Below are 26,930 nucleotides of genomic sequence, written 5' to 3'. Positions count from 1 at the left end.
CGATCAGCACGACCGAGGGCCGGTGCCGCACTTCATGTGCGGCGCCGGCCCTCGGCGTTTTCCGGGTCGGATGTGTCTTCCGGGTCGGGGGGCTCACCGGGGTCGAAGGGGCTCACCGATTCGGAGGGTTCTGCACGGCTGCGGGTTCTCCGGTCCGCAAGGGTTCTCCGGGGCAGCGGGGTTCTCCGGTTCGGGGGTTCAGACCGGCTGCGTGACGCCCGTCGAACCGCCGGTGCCGAGTGCGGCCAACTCCTCCTCGACCCGACGCGCGTGAGCCTCCTCGTCCTCCCGGGCCCTGCGCGGACTCCAGCGGCCGGCCATCACGAACACACACGGGATGAAGAGCGCCTGACACGCCAGCGTCAGCCACCACCAGCGCATCCACTCGTCGCTCGCGCGATCCTTCGCCTTCTGCACTTCCTCGCCGTGGTCGATCAGGATTCCCAGCGACTTCTGCTTCTGCTCGACCAGATTCAGCTTGGCCATGTCGCCACCGGCCAGTTGCAACGCCTTGATCTGCAACTCGATCGGGATCGATGCGCGGTCGGGGAACTTGGACAACTGCACGAACAGCGCCGGATCCTTCATCACCAACTCCAACGCGGGACCCGCGTCCGCCTGAGCCGCGACCACCTCCTCGCCGTGATTCACCAGCGGCGTCGCCGAGGTGACGATGACCGGCGTGAACACCGCCGACACCGACACCACGATCCGGATGATCCAGCCCCACACCGCCAGCCCCGTCGCGGTCGCCGCCGGGTTGTGCTTCTCGACGGTCTCCGTGTACCCGGCCATCCACGGCGCGTACGTCAGCCCGCTGCACACACCGATGCCCACCAGGAGCCACGCGAACGTGTAGTAGCCCGTGTCCGGCTTGTCGGTGGTCAGCGCGAACAGGAACGTGAACACCACCGTCCCCACGCCGCCCACGATCATGAACGGCTTGCGCACCCGGGTCAGGTCGGACGCGATCCCCACCACGACGAGTGCGATCGCGTTGGCACCCCAGTACCAGTTGGCGAGCGCGTTGGTGCGCTGCTCGGAATACCCGTAGACGGTCGAGTAGTAGACGACCAGGTTGCCGACCACCGTGTAGTAGAACATCAGGTGCAGGCTGATCCCGAGCGCCGGCGCGAGGATGTCCAGCCGCATCATCTGTCGCCAGTGGTTCTTCTGCGCGGCCTCCACGTCCAGGCCGCGTGCCTTCGCCTCGATCAGCGCCTTGTCGCGCAGCGAGACCATGAGCTGATCGCGCAGCGCCGGGGACAGTTCGCGCAGACCGAACAGCGCGATCACGAACACGACCAGGCCGGCGATGCCCGCGTACCGGAACTCGTCCTGCCAACTGCTCGTGTCCAGCGTGTTGCTGCTGACGGTGGTGACCACCAGGCTGCCGATGATCGGACCCAGCGTCCAGAAGCCCATCGCCCCGGCCCGGCCGACCTGCGGGGAGAAATCGCGGATCAGCGCGGGCGTGGCGACCAGGGCCATGCCCTCGACGATGTTCACCAGGGCCATGAAGAACATGAACCAGCCCTTGCTCTCCGCGTTGGGCAACGCGAACAGCACGAGCATGCCGGTGAGGGCCAGGCCGTACACGACCAGGTTGGCCCGCCCCCACCGGTCGGCGAGGCCGGCCAGCAGTGAGGCGAACGCGCCGACCGCGTTGCCGACGACCGAGATCATCGTCGCGTACATGAAGGTCATGCCGTACTCGTGCATCAGCAGCGTGGAGACCGCGTACTGGATGTAGAGCTCGTAGTACAGGACCACCGAGCCGACGACCACGATGGACAGGTAGAAGATCCGCGGTCCGTTGGCCGGATAGTGGTCCAACTGCCGGTGCCACAGGCCGCGGAACAGCGCGGGCAGCGAGCCGGAGGGTGCCGGTGCCGTGGGCTTCGTGGACGGCTCGGGATCACTCGCGGCGGGCGGGCCCGATGGGGACGTGCTGGAAGACATGCGGCCTCCTCGACGAGCGTGGGTCTATCGAGGTACAGGGGTGCGCAGGGGTGCACAGAGATGCGCGGGGGTGCGCCGGGGTGCGCAAGGGAGCTGAAGGAACAGGGCCGTGCGGATACGTCGGACCAGGGGGAAGGGACGACCCCCTGGGCCAACGCGTGGAGTGACCTTAGTACCGGCCGGTAGCGCGCTACCAGAGCGAACGCCAAGAAATGGAACGGGTTGCCATTTTGATCCCGGCCAACGCCCGTACCTGGGCGGATGCGATGGGTCTGGTGTGCGTGGGCGGGGACGGCCGGGCGCGTGGGTGGGGGCGGTCGGTCGGCGGCCCGGGGGCTGCCCGGAGGCTGCCCGGGGGTTGCCCGAGGGCGGTCGGGTGACGGTCGGGGCGCGGCCGGGGGAACGGGCCCGGGGCGAGGGGGTGATGGTGCGTGGGGCGAGGTCGCGGTGGGATGGGACTGGAGGATTTTGCCGAAGCCGGGAGATCGATTGAGGGAGACTTGCGCACGCGGTTCAGGCCCGCCGTCGTGTCGTCGCGTTCTACCGTGGACCCACCGTTATCGCCGCCCAATGCAAGGGGTATCGCGTGGAATCGATCTCGGTGGACCTACTGAGCGGACTCGCGGCGGGAGCCGGGGGCGACGCCGGCCGACTGGCCTGGACACGCCTGGTGGAACTGGTCCGGACGCCGCTGCCGCGTGCGGCGGATCCGTCGGGGAGCGGGTCGGGGGGCGAGTCGGAGACGGAGTCGGGAAGCGCGTCGGGGCCGGAGTCGGGGCCGCAGTCGGGAAGCGATCCGGGGGCGATATCGCGGACTTCGCCGGGTGGGGCCGAGTCGTCCGTACCGCACCGGCGAGCCCCGGTGCCCACGGGCGAGTTGGAACTGACACTGCTCGGCCACGAGGCGCCCGGCGGCCTGCGGGCGTACACGCGAGCCCACGCGCTCGCCGGCGCACTGTCCTTGCGGGCCGACCAGGACCCGGACTTCGCCCGCTCGATCGAGCGCTGGTACGCGGACGCGCGCCGGATCGGGATGGGCGGCGAGGCGGGCGCTCCCGGGTCGGAGGCGGATGGGCGCGGGTGTTGTGCCGGGGGCGGGGGCGGGAGCGCCGGCGATAGCGGTGGCGGTGGCGGTTGCGCTGGGCTTGCGGGCGGAGGCGGCGTGATCGTGTTGGACGAGGGCTTCGACGGCCCGTTCCGGGTGGGGCCGTCGGGGTATTCACCGGGGCATGCGCAGGGCCCGACGGGTGGAGGGGACGCCGAGGCGGGGAATGCTTGGGCGGATGGGTCGGTGGGGGAAGGGGTTGGTGAGGGCTGCGGGGGTGGAGATGAGGGCGCCGGGGCGGAGGAGGACGACGGGGGCAGCGCTGCGCGGTGAGGTGATTGGCGGTTGCCGTTCCGATGCGTGGTCTGCGGCGTGGGTCTGGCGTCGCCGGGGGTGAACTTCGCTTCCTGGCTAAGCGGTTGTCGGGGAGGATCTGCCGGCTCTTGTGCCGGGCGCTGGATACGAGGTGCCTGCCGTCGGGCTGTGCCGCGTGTGGCCCGCGTTGCGCGGCTTTGTGAGAGTCCGGTGCGTGTGTGCGTGTGTGCGTGTGTGCGTGTGTGCGTGTGTGCGCGCGTGCCGTGTGGTCGTGCGCGCGTATGCCCGTGTGGTCGTGCGCCTTGTGGGACTTGGCCCGGTGCTTGCCGGCCATTTGTGACCAGGCGGAGCGTACGTGTGTCCACGGGTCGGCCCGGCCTGGAGCCGGTCCGGCTCGGGCCCGGCCCGGCCCGGCTCGGTCCGGTCCGGTCCGGCAGCGTGTCGTGGCGGCCTGGTTCGGTGTCGGTGCGACTCTTGGCCTCCGCAGCCGAGTTCGGCACCTGAGTGCCGCCTTGTCCGCGTGCCGATGCGAACCCCGGCCGCCGGCGCGGGCCCACCATCCCCTACCTGCGGGGCCCGGTCATCCCGTGTCGGCTTCGCGGCCGGGCCGGGGCGGAGTGCGTTCGGGTAGGAGGCGCGGCGTCGGTGATGTGGGGTGACCCGCGGGGCATGGCGAGGTCCGGCGTCGGGGCGATGCCCGGTCGGGGGAGCCACGCACACGTAGCACGCGGGCACACGCACGCATGCACGCACGTCCGTCCGTCCCGGCCGGGCCGGGCCGGGACCTCGCGTGGTCGAGGCCCTGGTTCGGATGCTCGCCCAGCGGAAGCCTCGGTTCAGGTCTTCGCGTGCCGGCGTCGGATCGGGGCGCCTCGGACCGTGGTCGGGCGGCGAGCGGCGTCCGTGTCGGGGTGGGCCTCGGCGCGGGTGTCGGACTGGGCCTCGGGTCGGGGCTCGGGCCGTGGGCGGGGGTCCGCCGCGGTCGGGTCGAGGATGAAGCGCATCCGGGTCAGATGCGCCCGAGCGGTCTCCAGACCTCGATCGGCCGGCCCGGGGACACGTTCGCGCATCGCCACGACGGCAGGCCCCAGGCGTACCGACTCGCGAGCGTCCGCCACCCGCAGCCAGACCTTGAGCGCGTTGTCGGCGGCGGCGATCGTACTCGGGTGTTGCGGGCCGACCGCCTCGGCGCCGCGTTCGGCGACCTGGCAGTAGATCAGCACCGCGTCGGCGACTCGGCCCAGACCGGCGCTCACGAACGCCAGCATCGCCTGCGCGTCCAGCGTCCCCGGATGCGCGGGGCCGACCAACTTCTCCATGTGCATGCTGAGTTCGGCGGCCTTCTGCCAGGCCTCCATGCCGCGTCCGGTGTCCGCGGCGTGCCGGATGGCGGCCAACTCGTTCCAGTACGTGGGAAGTACGTCCGCCGGCCGAATCAGCGCACCCGCCGCCGATGCGCCCTGAGACAGTGCCCGGCGGGCCGGTGTGGGCGCGACCGCCCGGCCGCGTACCGGCATCGACATCGGCCGGCCCGGTCCGATTCCTCGATGTGGTGCGAGCGCCGGGGGGAGTTGCGTGGGGCTCGTGGCCGGTGGCCGGCGCGCGGGAGTCGGCGTCAGGGCACTCGCGTCCGAGGTTTGGATACGCACGGTTATCCGAGGTGGCAGCGGCGGAGGCGGCGGTTCGGGATGCGGGCGCGGGGCCGAACCGGGCGCACGACGGCTCGACTTGGCGGTGGCCGCGGGGCGCGACGTGAGCCGCCTCGCCACGCCCGCCCCGGGGTTGTACGCGGGCTCGGCCGCAAGGCCCTCGGCGGCGCGGTGCCCACCGTCCTTCGCGGGGCCGGTCGTCGGGCTGTTGGTCCGGTCGTCCGCGGAGCGGTACGCCGGGCCGGGGAACTCCGGCTCACGATCCAGGAGGGCGGCTTTGGTGGGCGGGCGCGATTTGGTCCGGCCGGCCGGAGTCGCGGCGCCGCGGCCGGTCGACGGCGGAACGGCGTCCCCGCGGTCGGGTCGGCCCAGCGGACGGCTACCCGGTTTGGCCACGCCGGCCCGGAGCGCCTCACGCAGGCTGGTACCCGGTACTTCGGGCTCGTCGTCCGGCCCGGAGGTGAGCGCGGAACGCACCAGGCCCAACGCGCGTCGACCGACCCCGGGTTCGTCCCGCGAACGGGTGGGCGGGTGCGCGTTCGGTTCGGTGCCGGGATCGGCGCGGGGGGCGGCGCGAGGGTCGGTTCGGGGGTCGGAGAGCGGCGGCCGGTGGGTGGTGGGCTCGGGAGCAACGCCGCCTCCGACGACGCCGGAGCCGCGCAGGCCGGAACGTTGCGCCGGGGTCATGCCGTTCGGCGGCACGGCGGACAGCGCCGACACCCCGGTCCCGCCGGCGGCGTTGCCACGCGGAGTGACCGCCTTGAGCCGTCGGACGGCCGTACGCAAGGTCGGCGGCCGGGCCTCGGGAGAGCAGTTAGCCAACGCGAGCGACCCGGCGGACGGCGCGAACTCGACGGTGTCGGGCGCCAGTCGGGCCCGCTCGGCCAGCAACGGATGGATCTCCTCAGCCGGTACCGGATCCGGCAACTCCGGAAAGCCCTGCCCGAGCGCGGACACCAGCGCCCGAGTGAACGGATCCGGCGGGCCCTTGACGTCCGGGGGGTTCAACACGCCCCACAGCGGAATGCCCTGGCACAACTCGTGCGCCCGCTCACGGGCGGTCTCCCAGGACTCCCGGCCGGCCGTCAGATCGCAGATCACCAGGGTGTTCTCGGCCGGCCGGGGCCCCAGCAACTCGACCACCCAGGACCACGGAAGCCCGTCGTAGCGGACCGAGTTGGGAGTCGAATCACGCAGCCCGAGGTGCAGTTCGCGACGTCTCCGGTCGAGCAGGAGGCGGCCGGTCAGGTACACGATCACCGGCCCGTCCACCGCACCGGCGGCCTGAAGATACGCCCGAACGGCGTGCGGCTGGACCGCGTCCGGCAACTGGACGACGTCGGCGGCGGCATCCGGAAAGAGCTGATGCGGCGTCAACGCCGACATCGCGACCAGGTTGCCACCACTGTCCGAACGCCGTCCTCGCCCGGATCTACCACCCTCCACGAGCAGCAACTGGCCTCGCTCGGACGGGATTCGGATGAGCCGCCCACCACGTTCGGTCATGTGTGCCTCCCCGGCCGAGCCCTCTTGGGTGGACCACCACGCTCCTGAAGGTTAGGGGTATCGACCGGCCATGGTCGACATATCGGACCGGTTGGCCGGTGGGGCGCACCGACGGACACGGTCGCAACGAGGCACCCCGGGGGCGCACAAGGGGCGCAGGCGCACAAGCCTCGGCCACGCGGCGGACCCTACCCATCCGGCGCATCGGGCCTCCCCTCCCCAGGCTCCCGCCGCCCCACGCGGCTGAATCGCATCCTCGTGTGCCGGCCGGTTGCCAGCCGTGGATCGAGTGGAGCCGTCGGCGCCGAACGGGATGGGCTCGCGCGGGGGAGGGGGGTTTGTTGACGCTCGTGCTGGTGGGGCGGCGTCATCCTTCGCAAGGGTGGCACGTCGTCACGTGGTTCTGCCGTCACGTTGTCACGCCAGGAGACGGCTGAGTCCGCGCGGGCGCGGCGCCACGTCCTCGCGAGTCGGTGGGCGACCGGCCGGCGGGCGGGCCCCGCTGCGCGCTTCGCGGGTCACATCGGTGCTCATGGTTGCGTTCGGCGATCTCAATGGAGAGCAGTGCTCACGATTGCGATCAGTGCGCTCTTGGGAGCGGGAGTCGCAACCGCACTGCACTGCACTGCACCGCACCACAAGAGCGCCGCTCTCGCCCGTGAGCAGCGCTCCACTATCTTCGCGCCGACCTGCAGGGACTCCGGAGAGCGGTGCTCTTGTCCATGAGCGATGCTCCGCCGTCTCCGCGCCGGCCTGCGGAGACCAAGGAGAGCGGTGCTCATGGTTGCGATCGGTGCTCTGTGGGCGCGGGACGGTCTGCGAGAGCGATGCTCTCGTTGCGGTGGTGTGCTCTCTCCGAGCTTGGTGTGACGCGAGCGGCTGTGATCAATGGGCGTGTGCTTCGGCTTGCCGTGATCGATGCTCTTGTGCGTGTGCGGCGCTCTCGTTTCTCTGGTTCGCCGGGTGCCGGGCATCTCGCGCCGCGCGCCGGGCGCCGCTTATCTTGCGCCGCGCACTGCGCATCTCGCGCCGCGCATCCCATGCTGGCGGTCAGCGTGCAGGTGGGGCAAAGCGAGGAGGGAGCGGCAGGAAGGCCCGACCCCGCGTGTGGAGCGGTGTTTATGGCCGCGTCTGGTGATCTTGATGGAGAGCGGTGCTCTTGATTGTGATCAGGGTGCGCGTCTGTGGTGCTTGGTGTTGTGAGAGCGGTGCTCTCTTTGGGGTTTGGTGCTCTTGGGGGTGGCTGGGGAAGGTGCTCCGAGCGAGTGCGAGAGAGCGGTGCTCTCGTTTATGTGCAGTGCTCTGGGGTCTGGCACACTGGGCCGCATGACCGCAGCCCCCCGTACGGCGCGCGACCGCGCGAGAGTCGAATTGACCCACGAGATCAAGGAGGCCGCGCGTCGCCACCTTGCGGCCGAGGGCGCCCAGCAGTTGTCATTGCGCGCCGTCGCTCGCGAGCTCGGTATGGCCTCGTCCGCGCTGTACCGCTACTTCCCGAGTCGGGACGACCTGCTGACCGCACTGATCGTCGACGCCTACAACGCCGTGGGCGAGCGGGTCGAGCGGGCCGTGGACGCGGCGGCCCCCGCCGAGCACCCGCGCGCCGCCTGGCGCGCCCTGTGCGTGGCCGTTCGGGACTGGGCGCGTGAGCATCCGCACGAATACGCGCTCATCTTCGGCTCGCCGGTGCCCGGATATCAGGCTCCGGAGGACACGAACGTCCCCTTCACCCGCGTCCCGGCCGCGCTCCTGCGCATCCTGCGCGACTCGGCCCACGACTTCGCCCGCCCCGCCGGCGAAGCCCCCCTCCCCGGACCGCTCGCGACCCAGTTCCAGGCGGTGGTCGAGGCGGGCGCGCTGGACGTGCAGCCGTCGGTGCTGGCTCGGGCGGTGTTCGCCTGGACGGGCGTGTTCGGCATCGTGAGCTTCGAACTGTTCGGCCAACTCGCCGGCAGCGCCGACCCCGCCGACGCGTTCTTCGCGTACGCGGTCGAGCGGCACGCGGATCTGCTCGGGCTGGCCTGACCGATAGGTCGACTCACCCGTGCGCAAGTCCTGGACGCGGCGCTCGCGCTCGCCGATCGGGACGGCATCGGCAAGCTCTCGATGCGTCGGATCGGGGCCGAACTCGGCGTCGAGGCGATGACCTTGTACCACTACGTCCCGAACAAGGACGCCGTCCTGGACGGCCTCGTCGAGCGGATCGTCGCCGGCGTGGCACCCGAGCCGACCGGGCCGCGCACCGTCTGGCTCGCCGAGTTCGCCCACACCTTCCGAGCCGAACTGCTCCGCCACCCGTCGGTCGTCCCGCTTGTGGCGACCCGCCCGGTCGCCACGCCGGACGCCCTGGCCGCCGTCGAACGCGCCGTGGCGGCCCTGGTCGCGGAGGGCCTTGCGCCGCTTCGCGCGTGCCAACTCCTGAACGCGGTCATCACGTTCGTGATCGGCCACACGCCGGCGGAACTGGACCCCGCCGACGCGGCCCCGCCCACGCCGCCGCACGGTTCGGATGAACTCCCGTGGCTAGCACGGGCGTTGGCGGCAGGATTGGGTACGCAGGCCGACCACGACGAGCGTTTCGCACTGGCGATCACTGCGCTGTTGGCAGGTATCGAATAGGGACACGGTGCGCGACACGCGTCTCCGGATCGCCTCGCGATCGGGCGCACCGGCCGGTCGGCGGCCCGACCGGCACGCGCGACCGGCACGCGTGGCCGGCCCCGGGACGCGCCGAACTACGCCTGGACCAGCACCACCGCCGTGCCGTACGCGCAGATCTCCGTACCGTTGCCCGCGTCGGTGACGTCGTACCGCATCGCGAGAATCGCGTTGGCTCCCCGGCTCCGGGCCTGTTCGACGAGGCGTTCGGCAGCCTCCGTACGGCTGGCCACCAGGGTCTTGGTCAGGCCGCGCAGTTCACCGCCGACCATCGACTTGAGGCCCGCGCCGAGTTGGCTGCCGATGTTGCGGGAGCGCACGGTGAGGCCGAAGACCTCACCGATCACCCGCTGTACGTGGTAGCCCGGCACGTCGTTGGTGGTGACCACGAGTACGCCCGGGTCGTCGGGTGCGCCGCCGTACGTGTCGAGATCGCTCATGTCGGCCTCCGAAATCGTGTGCGGACCTCGTATAGGTCGCCGCGCCGGGGCGGTTCCACACGTATGTCACCGGTTCGGCCCATGGGTAGGATCCACGGCCCACGGTCCTCGCGGCGTCCATCGATTCGACGCGCCGTTCGGGCCTCGAATCGGAGGTGTACACGTGAGTTCGCACGTCCTGCACGTCAGCGTCGACTGCGCCGACCCGTACGCGTTGGCCTCGTGGTGGTCCCAGGTCCTGGGCCGCCCGCTCGGCCCTGAGGACAAGCCCGGCGACCCCGAAGTGGAGGTGCTCCTGGAGGAGGGGCCGACGTTGCTGTTCCTACAGGTTCCGGAGGAGAAGGCGGGGAAGAACCGGCTACACCTGGATCTGCGACCGACGACCGGCCTGCGTGACGCGGAGGTCGAACGTGTCCTGGGCCTGGGCGCCCGCTTGGTCGACGACCGACGCAACCCGGACGGGACCGGGTGGGCGGTACTGGCCGACCCCGAGGGCAACGAGTTCTGCGTCGTGCGGAGCGCGGCGGAACGCGGGGAGTGAGCGCGAAGCGCGAGACGGGGTGAGTCCGGCCGGGCAGGCTCGGGAGCCGGAGAGCGAGCGATCGTCTGACGAGCGATCGCTCGACAGGGGAACGCCTGACCGGCGATCCCCCGGAGGAGCGCGACCTCGGGTGAGCAGTCGCTTGACCATTCTTGCGCCGTAAGAGAATGGTCCCGCACCGTACTTACGGTGTAAGGCAAGCGGCTGGAAGGAACGAGGGACGACATGCTGATCGGGGCGATGGTACGGCGACTCGATGACGGCGTGGATTACGCGACCTTTCGTGAAGCGTGGCTTCCGGACGAGCGGTTCGCGGGGTGATCCGAGGCGCGTGCTCAGCGCGATCGACCCTGCCGACCCGCAGCAGCTCCTGACGGTCGCGTTGGACGATGCGACTCCCGAGCAGGTTCCCGAGTGGCTGGACCGGATCGGGGCGAGCGACCGGCGACGGGCCGAGCGGATCAAAGGTCTGGTCGGCCCGTGGCAGCTCAACAGCACGTATCGGATCGTGGCCGACGACGACTTCGCGTCGCCGATCACCCGCTGACGGCGGTGGCGGCGCGATCCCGGGCAGAGGCCGGCCCCGGTTGTCCAGGCCCCGCTCCCCGCTCCACCCAGCCACTTCACCCAGCGCACCCAGTGCACCCAGTGCACCCAGCGCCCCCACCGTGCCCGCCGCATTCACCGAACCCGCAGCGCCCGGCCGAAAACCTTTGTCGCGTACGTATGTTCCCCTGCTAGCGTCGCGGCGTGGCGAAATTGAACCAGATCATCGCGGTGGAGAAGGGCGTCAAGACCAAGTCCTTCCAGGAGTTGACGGACGCTCACCAGCGGGTCCAGAAGGGCGCGTTGCTGTCCGGCATCTCGCGTACCTACCAGCCCAAGGACGAAGAGGGCGAGCAGTTGCCGCCCGAGTCGACCCGGGTCCAGGTCAAGGGCGAGGAGGTGCTGCGTTCCGTCACCGGCACGCTGACCAGCCTCTTCGACGTGACCGCGACGAAGGACTGGGCCAACTGCGAGGCACGCGCCGACGTGGTGGTCGACGGTACGCCGCTGCTGCGTGATGTGCCGGTGTCGTACCTGCTCTTCCTGGAGAAGCAACTGGTCGACGTGCACACGTTCGTGCGCAAGTTGCCGGTCCTGGACGCCGCCGAGACCTGGACGCTCGACCCCTCCACGGACTCGTGGCGTACCGAGCCCGTGCGTACCGTGCGGACCAAGAAGGTGCCGCGCAACCACGTCAAGGCCGAGGCGACCGAACACCACCCGGCCCAGGTCGAGATGTACTTCGAGGACATCGCCGCCGGCTACTGGACCACGGTCAAGTTCTCCGGTGCGCTGCCGGCCCGTCGGGTGAACGAACTCGTCGACCGGGTGGAAAAGCTCCAGCGCGCGGTGAAGTTCGCCCGCGAGGAGGCCAACGGCGCGGAAGTGACGGACCGTCGGATCGGCGACGCCGTCTTCGGCTACCTGCTCGGCAACGGCCAGGGCGGGTAGTCTTCGAGAATCCCCCGGCCGGAGGGTCGGGGGTGCGCGAAAAGCGCAAGCTGAAACTGAAGCTTGTCGTGACGAACGCGGGTAACGGTGGAGGTTCGAATCCTCCCCCCGGCACCACGAGCCGGGGTGGCCCAATACGGCAGAGGCAGCCCGCGATCAAGCTCAGACTCTTGCTCCAGGCTCAGCATCGCCGCTCATCGCCGGATCGACCGGACGGGGCTCCAGTCGTCGGTTGCTGGTTCGACTCCAGCCCGGGCCGCTCGTGGCCTGGTAGTTCAAAGGTAGAACGCGACGACTTTCAAGACGACCCTGGTCCTTTAAACGTGCCGGCGTGCCCGATAGGGCGGCACAGCGGGCCTCCGCGGGCAGGCTAGACCCGCGGAGGCCTACCAATTCCTTCGCCGAGTGCCGGCGACCCTTGGGCGCGTGACACCAGCCCCTTGGCGGGTGGCGCCAACCCTTTGACGAGTGGTCGCACCTCCTCTGACGGGTGACGGCACCCGCTCTGGCGGGTGGCCCCGGTCCAGTTGCCGGGCGGGTGTGCCGCACGCGTCGGGCGGCATCAATCCACCTTGGTCAACTCGCGCCATCGCACCAGGACTTCGGGATCGCCGTCGAGTCGGCAGCCGGTCGCGTCGGCTCGATTCCAGACCAGGAGATACAGGACCTCGGCCGGGCCGGAGACGGTGAGATCGGCGGTGGCCGCTCCCGGTTCGACTCGGCGCCCGTCGGTGCCGATCCGCATCGTCCACGCTGCCGGGTTGTCGTCGGGGTCGATCGCGATGCTCAGCGGTGGGTCGGCGATCAGGTCGAGGCGGGGCCGGGACAGGAATCCGGTCAGCAGTTCGTCGATCCCGTCGGCGGCGAAGTCCGCCGGCACGGTGGACGGCACACCGGCCGCGAGTTCGACGTCGACGCGGTGAACGGCGGTCTCGTGCGCCTGGCGTCGAGCCCAGAACGAGAGCGCGGACGGCGCCTCGAAGAAGGTCCACCCCGGAGCGTCCGGGGCGACCGTGGTGAGGGTCTTCAGCAGGTCCGCGTGCGTACCCCGGTACCAGTCGAGCAGTACGTCGTCGCCCGGCGCCTGGAACAGCGTCGCCGTTTCCTCCCTGTTCGGTCGCTGTGGGCTGCCCGACGCGACGACGAACGCGGCCCATCGATGGACGCCGCCCAGGTGCGCGAGGAGGTCGCGAATCCGCCAGCCGGGGCAACTCGGTACGGGCGCTTCGAGGCCGACGCGCTCGGCCGTACGCGCGAGCAACTCGCCGTCGGCGCGCAGAATGTCGAGATGAGTGGCAATGTCCATTCGCTCAGATTCTCATGGGGGATCGGGGCGGAACAGGGGTACTCGGCGGCTCCCGGTGGCGCCCGGCGGCTCTCCGCGGCTCCGGGTGGCCGGGGGCGGCCCCGGGTGGCCCGGGAACGGCGCGGGCAATGGGACGCGACGCCCGGTCGGCGGTCCTATGCTGGGGTGCGATGGGTAGCTTCGGTGTGTATGTCGTCGCCCGATCGGCGTGGCCCCTGTTGGAATTGCCGGCCGTACAGCAGGCCGGCGGCGAACCGCGATGGTCGGCGCGCGACGGCGACTGGCAGGTCTTGCTGCTTTCCGCCGGCCTCGACCCCGGGCCGACGTTGATGGCGGATACGGATGCGCCGGTGCTGACCGCCGACGTGGTGTCCGGCCACTTCGCGATGATCGACGCGCAGAGCCCGCGTGGTGGCGATGTATGGCACTGTGCGCTGGCGCCGCGCGTGGCCAGGTCGTACGCCCTGGACCCGGAACTCGGCCCGCCGCCGGAGCGGGTGGTGCCGCGCGCGGTCGGGTGGGCCCGCGAGGCGGGGCTGACGCCGGACGAGGCCGCCCTGGACACGACGCTGCGCGCGGAGGGGACGCCGGACGACCTGCTCCGGGCTTTCCTGGACGCGCTGGGATTCCGGTTCGTGACGGACGCAGCGTAGCCGGGGTGGGCGCCGCGCCGGTGGGTGCGGGCGCACACACGCGCGCTTTACGCGCGGACGGCGGCGGTCGGCCCGCTCGGCCCGTCGGACAGATACGTGCTGATCTGCCGCAGCCAGCGGGTGTGGTAGCGGCTGACCAGGGCGTCGGGGGTCAGCCTGGACAGTGTCGGCAGGTACTTGTTGGTGGTCTCGGAGCCGGCTCGGCGGGCGGTCAGCGAGGCCCGCCGGGTACGCGAACTCTGGTAGTCCGCAAGGGCTTCGGCGAGCGTCGCGGTCCGCCGCAGGGCACGGGCCAGGGCCCAGGCGTCCTCCAGGGCCTGGTTTCCGCCCTGCGCGACGGTCGGCGGCATCGTGTGCGCCGCGTCGCCGAGCAGGGTGGCTCGGCCCAGGCTCCACGAACGCGGCACCTTGTGGCGATGGTGCGCGAAGTATTCGACGTCGGCGTCCGAGACTGCCGCGAGCACCCGGGGTACCGGCTCCGCCCAATGCCCGAACCGTTCGCGCAATTCGGTGATCGGCGAGTCGGGCAGCGGCTCGGCCGGGTCGCGACGCACGTCGAACCACCACTGGAGCAGCCCGTCGCCCGCCGGGAGCAGGCCACACATGCCTTCGGGGCCGACGATCATCAGGCCGCGTCGCGAGGACGCCACGTCGAGGTCGATCGGGCCGAGTCCCTGCCAGGTGATCCAGCCGGTCGGGACGGTGGGATCGGTACCCCACACGTGCCGGCGCACCACCGAGCGCGCGCCGTCGGCGCCGATCACCAGATCGGCCTCCTCCGTGCCGCCGTCGGCGAAGGCCACCCGGGCATGCCGCGCGTCCTGGGTGACGTCGGTGCACTTCTTGTCGAACACGATGTCGCTCGCGGGCAGCGCCGAGGCGAGTCGGCGAATCAGGTCGCGGCGGGGCATCGCGAGGTGGGGGTGGCCGTAGCGGATCGCGGCGAGCGAGACATCGATGCGCATCAGTACGCCGCCCGCGTGATCACGTTGTTCGAGCAGGTCGATCGGTGCGCCGAGGCCGTCGGTGGAAATGCCCAGGTCGGCGAGGATGCCGGTGCCGTTGCTCCAGAGGGTGAGGGCCGAGCCGGACGTACGCAGTGCGGAGGCCCGTTCGTAGACCGTCACGTCGTGGCCGTCCGTGCGCAGGGCGCGGGCCGCCGCGAGGCCGCCGATACCTGCTCCGATCACCAGAATCCGCATGATGCCACCTCGCTGTGGGTCGCTGATGTGAGTCGTGCGCACGGGGATCGCGCCGCGGGCTTGTCGCAGGGGAGGGCGGGCTGAGGAGGGGGGCAGGGCTGGACCCGAGCCCGCTGGGCCGAGTCGTAATCGAATACCACTGCTGCAATAGTACTATCACAGCCTTGGTAATCTGGTCGCATGGCACCACCCCCCAACAGCGCCCGTCGCCGAGCCATCGCGGACGGCGCGATCGAGGTCCTGGCCCGGGCCGGCGTACACGGCTTCAGCCATCGCGAGGTGGACGAGACGGCCGGGCTGCCCGCGGGCACCACGTCGAACTACTTCCGCAATCGCGACGCGCTGCTGGGCGCGGCGGCCGAACGTGTGTTGGAGCTGCATCGGGCCGATATGGCAGCAGCGCACGCGGTCGTGGCCGCGCCGATCGACCGGGACGGCCTGATGGGGCTGATCGCGATGTCGCTGGAGTTTTCGGCGACGGCGCACCGCGAGCGATACCTGGCCGTGTACGAACTCACCCTGGAGGCCACCCGCCGACCCGAGCTTCAACGCACGTTGGACCACATGCAGACCGAGGCGGTCGATTTCACCCTGGACCAGCACCGGGCGCTGGGGCTGAATACCTCGCGCGAGGATGTGGGCACGCTGATCACGTTGTTCGGCGGCGCGTTGTACACGCTGGTCACGGGGCAGGCGGGGCCGGTGACGGGGACGGCTGCGCGGGCGCTGGCTCGGGGGATGGTGGCGGGGATCGGGTCGGTGGAGTGACGGGGGCGGCTCGGGCTCGGGTCTGATCCGGGGCAGGATTTTGGGCTGGGGCTGGGGCTGGGGCTGGGGCCTGGGTTTGGGTTTGGGCATGGGGTCGGCCTGGGCCGGGGCGGGGCGTACTCGTGGCGCGGCGGATGTCGGAGCAAGCGTGTTCAATGGAGAGATGGCCATTCGACGCGCCCGTGCCAATATCGATCCCGTCTCGGCCGAGCCGTCGATTCCCGACGAGGACCTCGTGATCCGGGACGAGGACTGGTACGGGAAGTCGTTGACGGAGAGCGACCGGTATACGCGCTACTCGTTCCTGGACACGGACTGGACCGAGGTGGCCGACGAGGGCGCGGTGTTCGACGAGTGCACGTTCGCCGGGGTGCGGTTCAACGCGTCGCGGCACACCGGGGCGGCGTTCACGAACTGCACGTTCAAGCGGTGCACCTTCTTCGACACCCGGTTCACCGACTGCAAGCTGGTCGGGAGCATGTTCCGGCAGTGCACGTACACGCTGTTCGAAGTCTCGGGAGGGGACTGGTCGTTCGTCGGCCTGCCGGGCGCCGACCTGCGCCAGGCCGGCTTCGACGGCACTCGGATGCGCGAGGTGGACCTGACCGCCGCGCGTCTGGAGAAGGCGACGGTTACCGGGTGCGACCTGTCCGGCGCGATGTTGCACGGTTCGAAGCTGAGCGGCGCCGACCTGCGGGGCAGCGACCTCTCCTCACTCGACCCGCTGACGGTCGAGTTCAACGGCGCGACGATCAGCCTGGAACAGGCCGCGACGCTCGCGACGACGATGGGGTGGCACGTCGGCTGAACGGAACGGCCTCGGGTGGCGCGGGATCGGACAGTCCCGCGCCACCTCGGGTGCACGTCGTCGTGCGGCGTCTCGGGTGATTCGGATCGGGGAGTGGGTTAGGGCGGGCCGGAACGGTGCTCGCGCCAGTCGCGGTGAACGCGCCGGTTGCGGTGAACGCGGCGGTCGCGGTGCTCGCGCCGGCGATGGCGTCGACGTCGGCGAGGGTCAGGGCTAGGCCGGTGGCCCCGATCCAGCCGTCGACCTGGGCGGACGCACGGGCGCCCACGATCGCGGTGGTGACGCCCGGCCAGGCCAACGTCCAGGCCGCCGCGACCTCGGCCACGGAGGCGCCGTGTTCGGCGGCAATCGACCGCAGCGCGTCGGCGAGGGCGAGGTTGGCGGTCAGGCCATCGGTGAAGTCGGGATGGCCCCTGCACCAGTCCTCGTCGGCCAGACTCGCGACGCGCTCGACCGAGAACGCCCCGGTGAGCAGACCTGGTTGCATCGGCGAGTACTCGATCACGCCGGTGTCGTGCGCGGCGGCCCAGGCCAACTCGGTTGCGATGGAACGGTTGATCGCGGAGAACGGCGGCTGGATCGCGTCCAGGTGCGCGATGCGTTCGGCGATCTCCAGTTGTTCGACGCTGTGATTGGACAGGCCGATCGCGCGAACCTTGCCCTCGGCCTTGAGTCGGCCATCACCTGCCAGTATTCCGCGAGGGTGTGGCGTTGGGTGAGGGCTTGCCGGCGTCGGCGCCGTACTCGAATGCCTCGCCGGTGTCCGGCCAGTGCACCTGGTAGAGGTCGATCGTTTCGACTCGCAACCGACGCAGTGAGTCCTCGAGTTCACGCCGGACACTGGCCGGGGCCATCACCCGGCGCTCCGGGGGGCCGGGTTGTTCGGGCCCAGACCAGGCCAACCGCGGTGAAACAGGTAGGGCCGTTCGTGCTCGGGGAGCCCGACGACGGCCTTGCCGACGAGCAGCTCGGAGTGCCCGTGGCCGCACACCGCGGCGGTGTCGATCCAGTTGACGCCGGCGTCGACGGAGTGCCGGATCGCGGCGATCGACTCCGCGTCGTCGGTAGCACCCCAGCCGTAGTTGCACCCCGAGCCGGACCACCGCGCGACTGGCGGCCGTGCGCGTGGACTACTACGTGCGGTTCGAGCAGGGTCGCGCGGAGAACGTCTCCGACGAGGTGCTGGACGCGATCGCCTCGGCGCTGCGGCTGAACCGTGACGAGCACGGGCACTTGTGCGATCTCGTTCGGGCGGTGTCGGGGCGGTGGGGGTGGGAACGACTTCGGGCGGCCCGGTGGGTGCGGCCGGTGGGGCCGGTGCGGCTGCGGGGCTGGCGGGTTTGGTGGGTTCGGCTGTTCCGGCGCAGGAGGTACGGCCGGGTCTGCGCGCGTTGTTGGCCTTGATGCCGGAGACGACCGCGTTCGTGATGGGCCGGTGTTCCGATCTGCCGGTCTGGAACCCGCTGTTCGCGACCCTGTTCATCGATGTCGACACGGTGCCGATCGAGCGGCGGAACAAGGCATGGCTGGTGTTTCGCGACGAGCGACTACGCGCTCGCTACGTGAACTGCGAGACCAAGGCACAGGACCTCGTCGCCTACCTACGACTGGACGGGGGTCGCCACCCCGAGGACCCGGCCTTCGCCGAGCTGATCACCGAACTCTCCGAATCCAGACCTGACTTCCGCCGGCGCCTCTGGGCCACACACGAGGTCCGCGACAAGACCCACGGCGGCTATCACCTCCGCCACCCGGCCATCGGCGAGCTCACGCTGTCCTACGAAAGCTTCCGCACGGTCGACGACCCGGACCAGACCCTCGTCAACTACACCGCCGAGGCCGACTCCCCTTCTCGCTCCAGACCCGGGCCGCCAATCGACACAAGCGTCGAGACACCAAATGCCCGAGCTTTCGGCAACTGACTTTCGTCCGCGCCTGAGTCGTAGATAACACGGGCCGAGCAAGGCGAAGTGCGAGTCAGCCAGCTTCAGTTCATGACTTGAAGCTCGCCCACTCGAGCTGTGGTCGAGGATGCGCCCGCCATATCGGATAGTTCGTGCCTGCCCTGCGCGTCGACGTAGAAGGCCTTCCAGTTCACCGTCGCATTGATGGTGTACTTATTCGCCGTCTTTCCTGCGGAGGTTTTGGTGTATTTGTAACCGCAGGCGGGTGATGCAGTGTTCCCGGCCGAAGGCGTGTACGGCACTCCGGGGTTGTGGCAGGTCTTGCTGTTTCCGTCCCCCATGTCCCACGTTACGCTGGTGGAGTAGGCCGTCACGGTAACTTCGACGTCGCCTACCTTGAGGGTCTTGCTGATTCCGTTCGGAGACCACCGATGAGGGTCCGACGTATCGATCCAGAGCCAGACCGGGAGTCCAACGAGACCCAGATTTCCCTCGTTGGGCGTCATGAATACTTTGGGTTTGCGTAGTTCAAGTTGAGCGAGAGCAAGGGCCGCCACTTGGGCGGCCGTCGGAGCATTGGCACCGCCGCCTCCTGTCGTGGCGTTTCCAGTGGTGGCGCCGGCAATTCCGCCCGCGCCAGGGTCAGGGAAGGGGTTGGTCGGTCCCGAGCCGCCCCCCGTGGCTCCACCTCCGGTCGACCCTCCGGATCCACCACCGGACCCGGATCCCCCGGTTGTCGGGATCTCGATGCAGATGATGAGGTCCCCGCACTCGTTGACGTCCGCAGAGGCTGACGGAAGAGAGACGAGGGCGACGGTGAGGCCGACAGTGCACCCCAGGATAGCTCCCTTGGTCAGTCGCGAAGTTGTCATGAGGCCTCCCTGGATGATGTGCCTGGCGGAACACTTCCTTTGCCGGCGATCCGATTTCTAGGCAGGGATCCCGTCACCTGAAAGCGCGCGGTACGATTCTGCGACTATATCCACTGGGGATCCTTCAGTGGTCGGTACCTTGAAGACCACCATATTTACCGTGGTCAGATCCAATGTTTTCCATTTAGTGGTCTTGCCGTTGAGATTTTGGAGGCCTTCGCTGCGGGTGACTGTAATTACTCCGGACGGGCCGGGCGTCAGGTGAGACGTGGTCTTTGTTGTGCATGTCACCAGCTTGTCGCCGTCAGTGGTTTTCCAGGCCGGCATGCGACCGTCTGCCACGGGCTCGGTTTTGGCCGCCACAGTTCCGCCGGCGGTCAGCGGAACCATTCCTTGTTTGTTCTGATCCGCAATCTGCCGGGCGGACTTTGTTCTAGGCCCCCAACTCGTGGAGGGGTTCGATTCGCCATTCATGTACGAAGTAAAATTTCGACAGATGTCCTCGCCGTAATCGGTGTTCTTTTCTGCAATATTTGCGGTGCCGTCCAAGGTGGCTATCTGTGCAACTTCGGGAATCTTCTGATCGATGCCGGTATAGGCAAGGAAGGCCATTTTCCAGGGGCCTGAGCCCTGGGCTTGGCGCAGTACTCCGACGGAAGTCCTGGATTTACCGCTCAGTGATTGACGGCCGACTGCGAGAAGCCATCGATCCTCGGCATTCGGCGCTCCTTGGGGGGTGACGACTTGGATGTCGTCATTGGCGGCTTTCTCCTCACTGCTCGCAACGTTGTCGCCATATTTGAGGATTCGTTCCTGCCGTGCTTTGGAGACTTCAAGCATGGCGCCGGTCTCGATGGCCTCCAGCGCTTTGACATCGTGAGACGACGTGGCCTGCTTGCTCAGGTCGAAGTATCTCTGGGAGATCCCCTTTCCCTCGGCAGCGCTGATCGGTGGCGCTGGCGGTGCCGCCGACGATTGTTGGGGTGCAGGGAGGGGAGCCGCGGCGGTTTTGGGGGCGGGTTGGTTGATTTTGGGGGTATTGGGTTTTTTGTCGGAGGAGCAGGCTGTGGTGCTTGCCAGGAGGGTGAGTGTGGCTATGCCTGCCAGGAGGGTTGCCGGGATTGGGGTCTTCTTGGGTCCGGCCAAAACTGCCACCCCCGCAGTTGCGATCTTCGGAGTTCGGTGCTCAACGGTGATCTGACGAAGCATCATTGCACTTGATCGGGTGAGCCGTAAGCGTCTTCGGGAGATCACTGCACGTAGTGGGATTGCGCCACGCGTTGGGGGCAAATCGGTGGCTATCGCGTGATCATGCGTGGTCGCGGGTGGGTGCGCAGGTCCGGGCCGGTTCGGTGGGTGGCCGGAATGGGTTGGGGTTGTCAGTGGGTGGTGCCGACGAGGGTGCTCAGGCCGTGGCCCTGTTGCCATTGCCACAGGCGTGGGCGGTCGAGCAGGACGATGCCGTGGTGGCGGGCGAACCGGCGGGCCTCTGTGGTGAATCCGTGGAGGGCGACGAAGACCGGGATGTCGGCCTGGTGGTTGTGGTGGGCCGTGCCGATGAAGTCGTGGAGGTCCAGGGGGTGGGTCTCGTGGTCGGCGGAGCCGCAGCGGATCAGGACCAGGCTGCCGTTGGGGAGGTAGGCCTTGACGTTGGCGTCCGGGGCGACTTGGACGGCGAGGAGGCCGTCGCGGCGGCAGAGGTCGGCGATCTGGAGCTCGAGGTCGCGGTCGTCCGGGTTTTCGGCGCGGTGGTCGAGGGCCGAGTTGGCGAGGTGCGCGATCGCGCACAGGATGGCCACCGAGGCAGCGGTGGCCAGCCACGCGTCGTTGCCGTTGATGCCGAGGAAGGTGAAGAGGTCGTGCAGCGCGATCGCCGGAACGCCGACCAGCAGGACTATGGCCCGGCTGCGGAGCTTGGCGTGGGCGGGGGTTTGGGGCATGCGGGATCCCTCCGTTGGCTGCCGACGGCGGAGCGGGCGGCAGCTTAGGCGGAGGGGAGACCCGTCAACCACCCGACTGGATGGGGGAGTGGCGTGGTGGGTGGCTCGGGTGGGCTCCGGGTGGTTGGGATCGCCCTTGTCCGTGCGGGCGTTGGGGTCGGGGGGTCGGGTTGTCGGACGTTCGGTGGGTGCGGGGCCGTGTGGGTGATGGCAGGTGCTGGCCGCAGGGGTTTGGAGGGCCGTGGTAGGCCCCGGATGCCACACCACCGTGTTTTGGAGGACTCATGCGAGTGGGCGCGGCGGGAGGCACACGGCACACGGCTCCTGTGCCGAGCCGTCCGTCCGGTGACCGGCACGACCGACCCGACGCGACCCGAGCAACGCGACGGGACCCGACCCAACACAACGGGACCCGACCCGACTCAATCCGACCCGGGCCGACCCGACTCAATCCGACCCGGGCCGACCCGACTCAATCCGACCCGGGCCGACCCGACTCAATCCGACCCGGGCCGACCCGACTCAATCCGGCCTGGCCCGGCCCGGCCCGACTCAATCCGGCCTGACCCAACCGGCCCGGCCCGACCCAACCAACCCAACCCAACGTGCCCGGCCCGGCCCAGCGCGATGCCGTGCCGGCGGCCCCACGTGGATCCGAGTCGGGTCACATTCGGTTCGGGCCTACTCGTCGACCAGAAGGTGATTGCAAGAAAAGATGACTGCCGGGAAAACAGTCGATGGCAAGACGACGGCCCCCGGCCGCACCCGGAGCACCGTCGAGGTTCTGCGGCATTCGTTCGACCGGACCGGACCGGACCGGACCGGACCGGAGCCGACCGAAACCGACCGGCACCGATGGTCGCCGACCACCACCGTTGCCGACCACCGCCGTCGACCACCACGCCAACCGGGGAAGCGGTGACCATTCGGTCTCGGCCCGGTGATCTGCGATTCCGGAGGCGGTTAGTGTGCCGGCGCCGGCTCCGCTATCTTCTGCCGAATGAGCAGGATCCGTAAGACAGTGATCATGGTTGTGGCATGTTTCGGTCTCGCCTTTGCCGGAGTGGCGTCCGCGTACGCGATTCCCGGGCAGCACCCGCAGGTCCGCAAGGTCTGTCGGGTACTCGACCCCGAGGCCAAGCACGCCAAGCGCGCGAACCATGATGGCCGTTCCGGCGACCCGTCGGTCCGCCGCCAGCGGCACGCAGGCGTGATGGGCGAGGTGGCCGACCACTACTGCGTGCCGAGCGGCGGGAAGCACCGGGTCAACCCAGGTGTACGACCTGCAGCACGGTGACGGTTGTCGTCCCTTCGTTGAGCAGGACCACCACGATCAAGGGCCCCGCGGCCGCGGTGCGGACGATGCGGTCGTCCTCGCCGTAGCGGACGGTGGCCGTGTACGGGTCACAGACCAGCTTGTAGAGCAGCATTCCCCAGTGGTTCAGCGTGGTCTCGGGGAAGCGGTCGATGACCTCTTGGTGTTCGATGCCGATCCTCGGGCGCCACGTCACGCGGCACTGCTTTGCGCTCGGCCGCGTGCGATCCACTTGCGGACGATCTCCTCGTCCACTTCGTCGAGATCCGGGTCCTTGCCGGTGGCCCGGACCTGCGCCGCGAGGGCGCGCGCGTGCGGGATACCGGCGATCAGCTCTTCCGCGGCGTGGGTATAGCGGGCCAGCAGCCCGGGCAGGTCGCCGATCGGCGTCAGGTGTACCAACCGCAGGAATTCGTGGCGGGCTTCGGGGTGCGGGAGTGCGTGGGCGATGCGATCCACGGTCCACGGGTCCGTGCTGTTCACGCCGGGCCTCTCTTCCCTCCGGGCGAAATGATCCGGGATCAGATTAGGGGCCGAGCGTGCGATCGCGATGTGATCGGCGCATGACGATCGATGTGTCTCGCGCGTGACAATCCGTCAATTTCAGTCGGGTGGAGTGCATTTGCCCGTTCTGGCGGGCATGCACCTGACCGCCCCGGCGTCTTCGAGCGGGGTCGTCGCCCGGGTCGGTTTGTTCGACTCCGGCTCCACGGCTCCCGATTCCGGTCGAGCGCTCTCCTGCTTGCGCGTCGCGTCCTCCTGCGCCGGCCCGGCCGCGTCGAGCGGCGGCACCGTCGCCTCGGGGCCGGACGGCATCGACTGCGTCGACGGGGCCGAGGAGATCGACGGCGGCCAAGTCGGCCGAGTCGGCAAGGTGGGCGCAGACGGCGACGTCGGCGAAGTCCGCAAAGACGGTGGGCTCGATGGCATCGTCGGAGTCGACACCCGGCTCGTCGCCGGCGGCACGGGCGCCGCCGGCCCCACGCTCGCCTGATGCGAGGGGACCAAAAACATCCCCGCGCCGATGATGATCGCCAGTACGGCCACCCCGGCGGCCGGCACGGCGAGTCGGCGGCGTCGGCGGACCCGCTTGCCGTCCGCGACGGCGGCGTCCACCACGCTCGGGAAGTCGGGCTCGGGCTGATCGAGGATCAGTTCGAACAGGTCGTGATCATTCATGGCCGGCTCACCGTTCGGACAGCTCCCACATGTGCTCGCCGACGAGTTCGCGCAGTCGGTTCAGGCCGCGCGCGCTCTGGCTCTTGACCGTTCCGGTGCTGATCCGCAAGGCCTCGGCCGTCTGTTCGACACTCCAGTCCTCCCAGAATCGCAGCACGAGAACGGCCCGGTAGCGCGGCGGCAGCCGCAGCAGCGCCGCCCGCAGGGTCAGCCGCAGATCCGGCGACGAGAGTTCCTCGCAAGGCTGGTGTGGGAGCTCGTCGACCGGCTCCTCCCGCCAACGGCCCTTGCGGTGCTGGTCGATGTAGGTTCGCGTCATCACGACGCGGGCGTACGCGTCGACGCTGCCGTCGCGGCGCAGCCGGCCCCAGGCCGTGTACATCTTCATCAACGTGGTCTGGGTGAGGTCCTGCGCCTCGTACCAGTCGCCGCACAGCAGATAGGCCGAACGGCGAAGCTGGGCCTGGCGGGCCTCGGCGTACTCGCGGAACTCCCGTTCACGGGTGGCCTCCCTCACGCGGTCGGCAGCGAAGTGGCCGGGGAGTGGTCGCGGGGGTCGCGCACCGTGGTCTCCTCCTTGCTGGACCCTCGGTTCGGGCAGGCGGCGCCCGGGTGTTGCCGGCGGCCTGTCTGCCCGCGTTTCGAGGGGTCGGTCATCCAGGGGATACGTGCTTCGACGGCCTCGGGTTGCACGACGACGCCGAGATGTTTCGCACGCACCCGGGGCGGGCGGACGGTGCAACGTGGGTCGGTCGGGAGGCGTACTCCTCTGTGCAAGCTTCGGGACCCGATCGGGGTCCGGCGTCCAGCGAAGGGGTACGTACGTGATCAATCGTCAAGATCGGGCGCCCGGCCGGGGGATCCGCCGCGCGGGTCCCGCCGCCGGGGTGCTCGCGACCGTCGGCATCGCGCTGGGCGCCTGGGGCGGCATCGCGCCCGCGTCGGGAACCGGGGAGCCGCGACCGGAACCGGCGTCGGTGATCTCGGTCGAGGCCCGCGATCGGTCCGGCACCCCACCGACGGTCGAAGCCGACGGAGCCACACGACCGGGCGGACCCACGCCGGCTCGATCCACACCGAAGCGTTCCACGGCGGACGGCTTCGGGGTGGTCGGGCCGAGGACCGCCGGCACGCCCGTGCCGGGCAAGCCCCGCGTGGTCGTGCCGGGCCGGGCCGGTGTGGTCACGACCGGGAAGCCGTACGTGGACCGGGACTCCCGCCCGGCCGCCCCGAGCGTGGCGGGAGGCGACCTCTCCCCCGAGGCCCGTGTCACCGCCGGTGCCTACGGCCGCCTCGGGTACGCCTCCCGGCACCTCCCGCGCACTGCCCCGACCGCCCCGCGGGTCGCGTGGTAGAACCTGAATCGTCGCGGGTGACCCATGCCCGTGGTCGAGCTCGAACCCCACCGAGCCCCGAACCTCGAGTCGGGAGCCGGCCCCAGGTCAAGGAGTCGCAGCGTGGTCCCGATCGCCCCGGGTGCAATTCCGTTGCTCGGCCACACCCCGGCGCTGCTGCGTGACCGCTGGGACTTCGTGTCCTCGCTGCGGGCTCACGGGCCGATCGTGCGGATCCGGGTCGGGCCGAAGGAGCTGTACGTCCTCAACGACCCGGCCCTGGTTCGTTGTGTGCTGGTCGAACACGCGGACACGATCGAGCGGGACGGCTTCTTCAAGCAGGCCCGGTTGCACATCGGCGACGGCCTGGCCGCGTCGGACGGGCCGTTGCACCGCAGCCAACGGCGGACCCTGCAACCCGCGTTCCAGCGCTCGCGGATCGGCGGGTACGTCGAGCTGATCCGCCGCCAGGCCGAGGAGGCGAGTGCGCAATGGTTGCCCGGGGCCACGCTCGCTCTCGATCGGGAGATGAGCGAACTCGGGCTCGGCACGCTGGGCCGGTTGATCTTCGGAGAGAACCCGGCGGCCGACGCGGCGGTGGCCGAGGTGCGGCGGTCGTTGCCGGTGTTCATCCAGGAGGTGTTCACCCGCACCGTGTTGCCGGAGTGGGCCAGGCAGTTGCCCACTCCTGGCAACCGGCGCTTCGCAGAGACCGGCCGGCGGCTGCGCGAGGCGATCGCCTCCGCCGTGGACGCGGGCGCGGGGGAGGGTCTCCTGGGCGAGTTCGCCCGCATGGACATGGCGCCCGAACTGGTGCGCGACGAAGTCGTGTCGATGCTGATCGCCGGCAACGACAACACCAACGCCACCCTTTCGTGGGTGTTTCACGAGATCGGCCGGCACGAGGACGTTCGCAAACGCCTGCACGCGGAGCTCGACGAGGTGCTCTCCGGCGGGCCGGTGACCGCCGAGAACATCGGTGCTCTCGTATATACAAGGTGTGTTGTCGACGAGACGCTCCGGTTGTACGCGCCGTGGCTGGTGGTGCGCCGGGCCAATCGCGACGTGGACGTGATGGGACATCACATCCCGCGCGGAAGCGACGTGTTGTACAGCCACCACGCGCTGCACCGCGATCCCGGGCTGTTCCCGCAACCCGAGTGCTTCGACCCGGACCGGTGGACCGAACCCGGCTATCGCGGGCAGGTGCGCGGTGTGTACATGCCGTTCGGGGCGGGTGTGCACCGGTGCATCGGCGAACACCTGTTCCTGGCCCAGATCGTGACCACCGTCGCCGCGGTGTGCGCCCGCTGGCATCTCGAACCCGCTCCCGGCAAGCCGTCCCGGCCCAGGACGAGCGCGCTGCCCCGCCCGGGTCGGCTCCCGGTGCGGGCCGTCCGCCGCAGGAGCTGAGGGCCCGCAGCAACCGAGGTCCACGTCCGGCCGCAGGACCCGAGACCGTTGTCCGGGAGAGGACCGAGGTCGTCGATCGTTGTCCGGGAGAGGACCCGAGGTCGACCGACAGGCCCATACCCGGCCGCCGACACCCCGCGAGCCCGAACTGCCCACCCTGCCAAGCCTCCAGGCGACTTGACGACACTTTCACCCGTTCGTCGGATTCGTCGAGGGGGCCCGAACAAGCGCACACAGCGTGTCGAGTACGGTTCGAAGCGTCGGACCGGCGGTGCGTTATCACGTTCGGGCGATCACGGAGCGCGCAGAACTCGGCCGGCCAACAATTGCCCGAAAGTGCTTGCGGAGCGCCTCGTTTCGGGACCATCGTGGGGCCCGTTCGGTGTCCGGAACGAGATGCTTGCCCGTGATCTTGGGTGGGGTCGGGTTCGTCACATGGCGTCCCCGATCGTGCTGGTTGACGTGGTCGGAAGTCGTACCGGAAAGCTTCGAATGATCGACTTCGGCGGCTGTTTTCGGGCGGTTCACCATTCACCTGACAGTGTGTGTGGTGGAAGATACGAGCGGTAGCTCCGAAGTGGATCACGGTCCGCGCGGAACCTGGGTGGACCCGGCAGAGCAAG

The 26,930-nt window shown here is 69.7% G+C and carries 27 protein-coding genes and 1 pseudogene; 14 read left to right on the top strand and 14 right to left on the bottom strand.

Annotation, left to right across the window (positions count from 1 at the left end; genetic code table 11):
- Window positions 1-198: 198 nt before the first annotated feature.
- Both ACIBSV_RS05340 and ACIBSV_RS05335 read right to left on the bottom strand, forming a co-directional pair.
- On the bottom strand, window positions 199-1,962 hold the full coding sequence (locus ACIBSV_RS05340) for an MFS transporter (RefSeq protein ID WP_395859627.1): 1,764 nt from the start codon (window positions 1,960-1,962) through the stop codon (window positions 199-201).
- 2,196 nt (window positions 1,963-4,158) lie between these two features.
- Entirely contained in the window at window positions 4,159-6,477 is a 2,319-nt protein-coding gene (locus ACIBSV_RS05335) for a hypothetical protein (protein WP_395859626.1), read from the bottom strand.
- 1,326 nt (window positions 6,478-7,803) lie between these two features.
- Here ACIBSV_RS05335 and ACIBSV_RS05330 point away from each other — a divergent pair.
- Window positions 7,804-8,502 (top strand): TetR/AcrR family transcriptional regulator, encoded by a 699-nt coding sequence (locus ACIBSV_RS05330; protein WP_395859624.1) that lies wholly within the window; start codon window positions 7,804-7,806, stop codon window positions 8,500-8,502.
- Between the two features lie 3 nt (window positions 8,503-8,505).
- Window positions 8,506-9,096 (top strand): TetR/AcrR family transcriptional regulator C-terminal domain-containing protein, encoded by a 591-nt coding sequence (locus tag ACIBSV_RS05325; RefSeq protein ID WP_395859907.1) that lies wholly within the window; start codon window positions 8,506-8,508, stop codon window positions 9,094-9,096.
- A 116-nt stretch (window positions 9,097-9,212) separates the two neighbouring features.
- Here ACIBSV_RS05325 and ACIBSV_RS05320 read toward each other — a convergent pair whose 3' ends face one another.
- A complete protein-coding gene (locus tag ACIBSV_RS05320) occupies window positions 9,213-9,575 on the bottom strand; it encodes a YbjQ family protein (RefSeq protein ID WP_395859623.1) in 363 nt (120 codons plus the stop codon).
- 163 nt (window positions 9,576-9,738) lie between these two features.
- Here ACIBSV_RS05320 and ACIBSV_RS05315 point away from each other — a divergent pair, with 163 nt between their 5' ends.
- The 3 genes from ACIBSV_RS05315 to ACIBSV_RS05305 all read left to right on the top strand — a co-directional run bounded on the left by ACIBSV_RS05315 (window position 9,739) and on the right by ACIBSV_RS05305 (window position 11,613).
- Complete coding sequence (locus tag ACIBSV_RS05315) at window positions 9,739-10,116, top strand: VOC family protein (RefSeq protein WP_395859622.1); 378 nt, start codon at window positions 9,739-9,741, stop codon at window positions 10,114-10,116.
- A 331-nt stretch (window positions 10,117-10,447) separates the two neighbouring features.
- Window positions 10,448-10,663: a hypothetical protein gene (locus ACIBSV_RS05310; protein WP_395859621.1), complete on the top strand. Its 216-nt coding sequence runs from the start codon at window positions 10,448-10,450 to the stop codon at window positions 10,661-10,663.
- A gap of 203 nt (window positions 10,664-10,866) precedes the next feature.
- Window positions 10,867-11,613 carry a hypothetical protein gene (locus tag ACIBSV_RS05305; protein WP_395859620.1) on the top strand — a complete coding sequence of 249 codons (747 nt, stop codon included), beginning with the start codon at window positions 10,867-10,869 and terminating at the stop codon, window positions 11,611-11,613.
- A 562-nt stretch (window positions 11,614-12,175) separates the two neighbouring features.
- Here ACIBSV_RS05305 and ACIBSV_RS05300 read toward each other — a convergent pair.
- The gene (locus ACIBSV_RS05300) at window positions 12,176-12,919 is read right to left on the bottom strand and encodes a maleylpyruvate isomerase family mycothiol-dependent enzyme (RefSeq protein WP_395859619.1); all 744 of its coding nucleotides are present in this window, start codon (window positions 12,917-12,919) and stop codon (window positions 12,176-12,178) included.
- A gap of 170 nt (window positions 12,920-13,089) precedes the next feature.
- Here ACIBSV_RS05300 and ACIBSV_RS05295 point away from each other — a divergent pair, with 170 nt between their 5' ends.
- Window positions 13,090-13,572, top strand: coding sequence for a hypothetical protein (locus ACIBSV_RS05295; protein WP_395859616.1), 483 nt, complete (start codon window positions 13,090-13,092; stop codon window positions 13,570-13,572).
- Window positions 13,573-13,619: 47 nt separating this feature from the next.
- On the opposite strand, the gene ACIBSV_RS05290 is transcribed toward ACIBSV_RS05295, so the two are convergent.
- Window positions 13,620-14,774 (bottom strand): FAD-dependent oxidoreductase, encoded by a 1,155-nt coding sequence (locus ACIBSV_RS05290; protein ID WP_395859615.1) that lies wholly within the window; start codon window positions 14,772-14,774, stop codon window positions 13,620-13,622.
- A 180-nt stretch (window positions 14,775-14,954) separates the two neighbouring features.
- Between ACIBSV_RS05290 and ACIBSV_RS05285 the strand changes: the two genes are divergently transcribed.
- Window positions 14,955-15,542 carry a TetR/AcrR family transcriptional regulator gene (locus tag ACIBSV_RS05285; RefSeq protein ID WP_395859614.1) on the top strand — a complete coding sequence of 196 codons (588 nt, stop codon included), beginning with the start codon at window positions 14,955-14,957 and terminating at the stop codon, window positions 15,540-15,542.
- Between the two features lie 163 nt (window positions 15,543-15,705).
- Window positions 15,706-16,350 carry a pentapeptide repeat-containing protein gene (locus ACIBSV_RS05280; protein ID WP_395859613.1) on the top strand — a complete coding sequence of 215 codons (645 nt, stop codon included), beginning with the start codon at window positions 15,706-15,708 and terminating at the stop codon, window positions 16,348-16,350.
- Here the strand turns inward: ACIBSV_RS05280 and ACIBSV_RS05275 are convergent.
- From ACIBSV_RS05275 to ACIBSV_RS05265, 3 genes and pseudogenes are all read right to left on the bottom strand, one after another.
- The gene (locus tag ACIBSV_RS05275; protein ID WP_395859905.1) at window positions 16,295-17,041 is read right to left on the bottom strand and encodes an aldo/keto reductase; all 747 of its coding nucleotides are present in this window, start codon (window positions 17,039-17,041) and stop codon (window positions 16,295-16,297) included. The two genes, ACIBSV_RS05280 and ACIBSV_RS05275, sit on opposite strands and share 56 nt — an antisense overlap.
- Window positions 17,031-17,204, bottom strand: a complete 174-nt coding sequence (locus tag ACIBSV_RS05270; RefSeq protein WP_395859612.1) for an aldo/keto reductase — start codon at window positions 17,202-17,204, stop codon at window positions 17,031-17,033. Before ACIBSV_RS05270 ends, ACIBSV_RS05275 begins: the two co-directional genes overlap by 11 nt.
- Window positions 17,204-17,419 (bottom strand): annotated as a pseudogene (locus ACIBSV_RS05265) (aldo/keto reductase); the annotation flags it as partial. The pseudogene ACIBSV_RS05265 and the gene ACIBSV_RS05270, both read right to left, overlap by 1 nt.
- A gap of 50 nt (window positions 17,420-17,469) precedes the next feature.
- Between ACIBSV_RS05265 and ACIBSV_RS05260 the strand changes: the two are divergent.
- Window positions 17,470-17,754 (top strand): hypothetical protein, encoded by a 285-nt coding sequence (locus tag ACIBSV_RS05260; RefSeq protein ID WP_395859941.1) that lies wholly within the window; start codon window positions 17,470-17,472, stop codon window positions 17,752-17,754.
- Complete coding sequence (locus tag ACIBSV_RS05255; protein ID WP_395859611.1) at window positions 17,754-18,272, top strand: hypothetical protein; 519 nt, start codon at window positions 17,754-17,756, stop codon at window positions 18,270-18,272. Before ACIBSV_RS05260 ends, ACIBSV_RS05255 begins: the two co-directional genes overlap by 1 nt.
- A gap of 65 nt (window positions 18,273-18,337) precedes the next feature.
- On the opposite strand, the gene ACIBSV_RS05250 is transcribed toward ACIBSV_RS05255, so the two are convergent.
- The 3 genes from ACIBSV_RS05250 to ACIBSV_RS05240 form a co-directional block, all read right to left on the bottom strand.
- Complete coding sequence (locus tag ACIBSV_RS05250; RefSeq protein ID WP_395859610.1) at window positions 18,338-19,126, bottom strand: hypothetical protein; 789 nt, start codon at window positions 19,124-19,126, stop codon at window positions 18,338-18,340.
- A gap of 57 nt (window positions 19,127-19,183) precedes the next feature.
- Window positions 19,184-20,335, bottom strand: coding sequence for a hypothetical protein (locus tag ACIBSV_RS05245; RefSeq protein WP_395859609.1), 1,152 nt, complete (start codon window positions 20,333-20,335; stop codon window positions 19,184-19,186).
- 170 nt (window positions 20,336-20,505) lie between these two features.
- Window positions 20,506-21,066, bottom strand: a complete 561-nt coding sequence (locus tag ACIBSV_RS05240) for a restriction endonuclease (protein WP_395859608.1) — start codon at window positions 21,064-21,066, stop codon at window positions 20,506-20,508.
- Between the two features lie 1,000 nt (window positions 21,067-22,066).
- Here ACIBSV_RS05240 and ACIBSV_RS05235 point away from each other — a divergent pair.
- Window positions 22,067-22,363, top strand: coding sequence for a hypothetical protein (locus tag ACIBSV_RS05235; RefSeq protein ID WP_395859607.1), 297 nt, complete (start codon window positions 22,067-22,069; stop codon window positions 22,361-22,363).
- Here the strand turns inward: ACIBSV_RS05235 and ACIBSV_RS05230 are convergent.
- Together ACIBSV_RS05230 and ACIBSV_RS05225 are read right to left on the bottom strand one after the other, a co-directional pair.
- On the bottom strand, window positions 22,332-22,577 hold the full coding sequence (locus ACIBSV_RS05230; protein ID WP_078974732.1) for a hypothetical protein: 246 nt from the start codon (window positions 22,575-22,577) through the stop codon (window positions 22,332-22,334). The genes ACIBSV_RS05235 and ACIBSV_RS05230 overlap by 32 nt on opposite strands.
- Entirely contained in the window at window positions 22,574-22,864 is a 291-nt protein-coding gene (locus ACIBSV_RS05225; protein WP_395859606.1) for a hypothetical protein, read from the bottom strand. Before ACIBSV_RS05225 ends, ACIBSV_RS05230 begins: the two co-directional genes overlap by 4 nt.
- Before the next feature lie 139 nt (window positions 22,865-23,003).
- Between ACIBSV_RS05225 and ACIBSV_RS05220 the strand changes: the two genes are divergently transcribed.
- Entirely contained in the window at window positions 23,004-23,375 is a 372-nt protein-coding gene (locus ACIBSV_RS05220; protein WP_395859605.1) for a hypothetical protein, read from the top strand.
- 192 nt (window positions 23,376-23,567) lie between these two features.
- Here ACIBSV_RS05220 and ACIBSV_RS05215 read toward each other — a convergent pair whose 3' ends face one another.
- The gene (locus ACIBSV_RS05215; protein ID WP_395859604.1) at window positions 23,568-24,077 is read right to left on the bottom strand and encodes a SigE family RNA polymerase sigma factor; all 510 of its coding nucleotides are present in this window, start codon (window positions 24,075-24,077) and stop codon (window positions 23,568-23,570) included.
- Between the two features lie 307 nt (window positions 24,078-24,384).
- Between ACIBSV_RS05215 and ACIBSV_RS05210 the strand changes: the two genes are divergently transcribed.
- Both ACIBSV_RS05210 and ACIBSV_RS05205 read left to right on the top strand, forming a co-directional pair.
- On the top strand, window positions 24,385-24,915 hold the full coding sequence (locus ACIBSV_RS05210; RefSeq protein ID WP_395859603.1) for a hypothetical protein: 531 nt from the start codon (window positions 24,385-24,387) through the stop codon (window positions 24,913-24,915).
- 102 nt (window positions 24,916-25,017) lie between these two features.
- The gene (locus tag ACIBSV_RS05205) at window positions 25,018-26,307 is read left to right on the top strand and encodes a cytochrome P450 (RefSeq protein ID WP_395859602.1); all 1,290 of its coding nucleotides are present in this window, start codon (window positions 25,018-25,020) and stop codon (window positions 26,305-26,307) included.
- Window positions 26,308-26,930: the final 623 nt, after the last annotated feature.

Source organism: Embleya sp. NPDC050154 (assembly GCF_044460165.1).
Lineage (GTDB): Bacteria > Actinomycetota > Actinomycetes > Streptomycetales > Streptomycetaceae > Embleya.
Note: the sequence above shows the minus strand (reverse complement) of the source record. Positions and strands in the feature narration are given on the sequence as shown.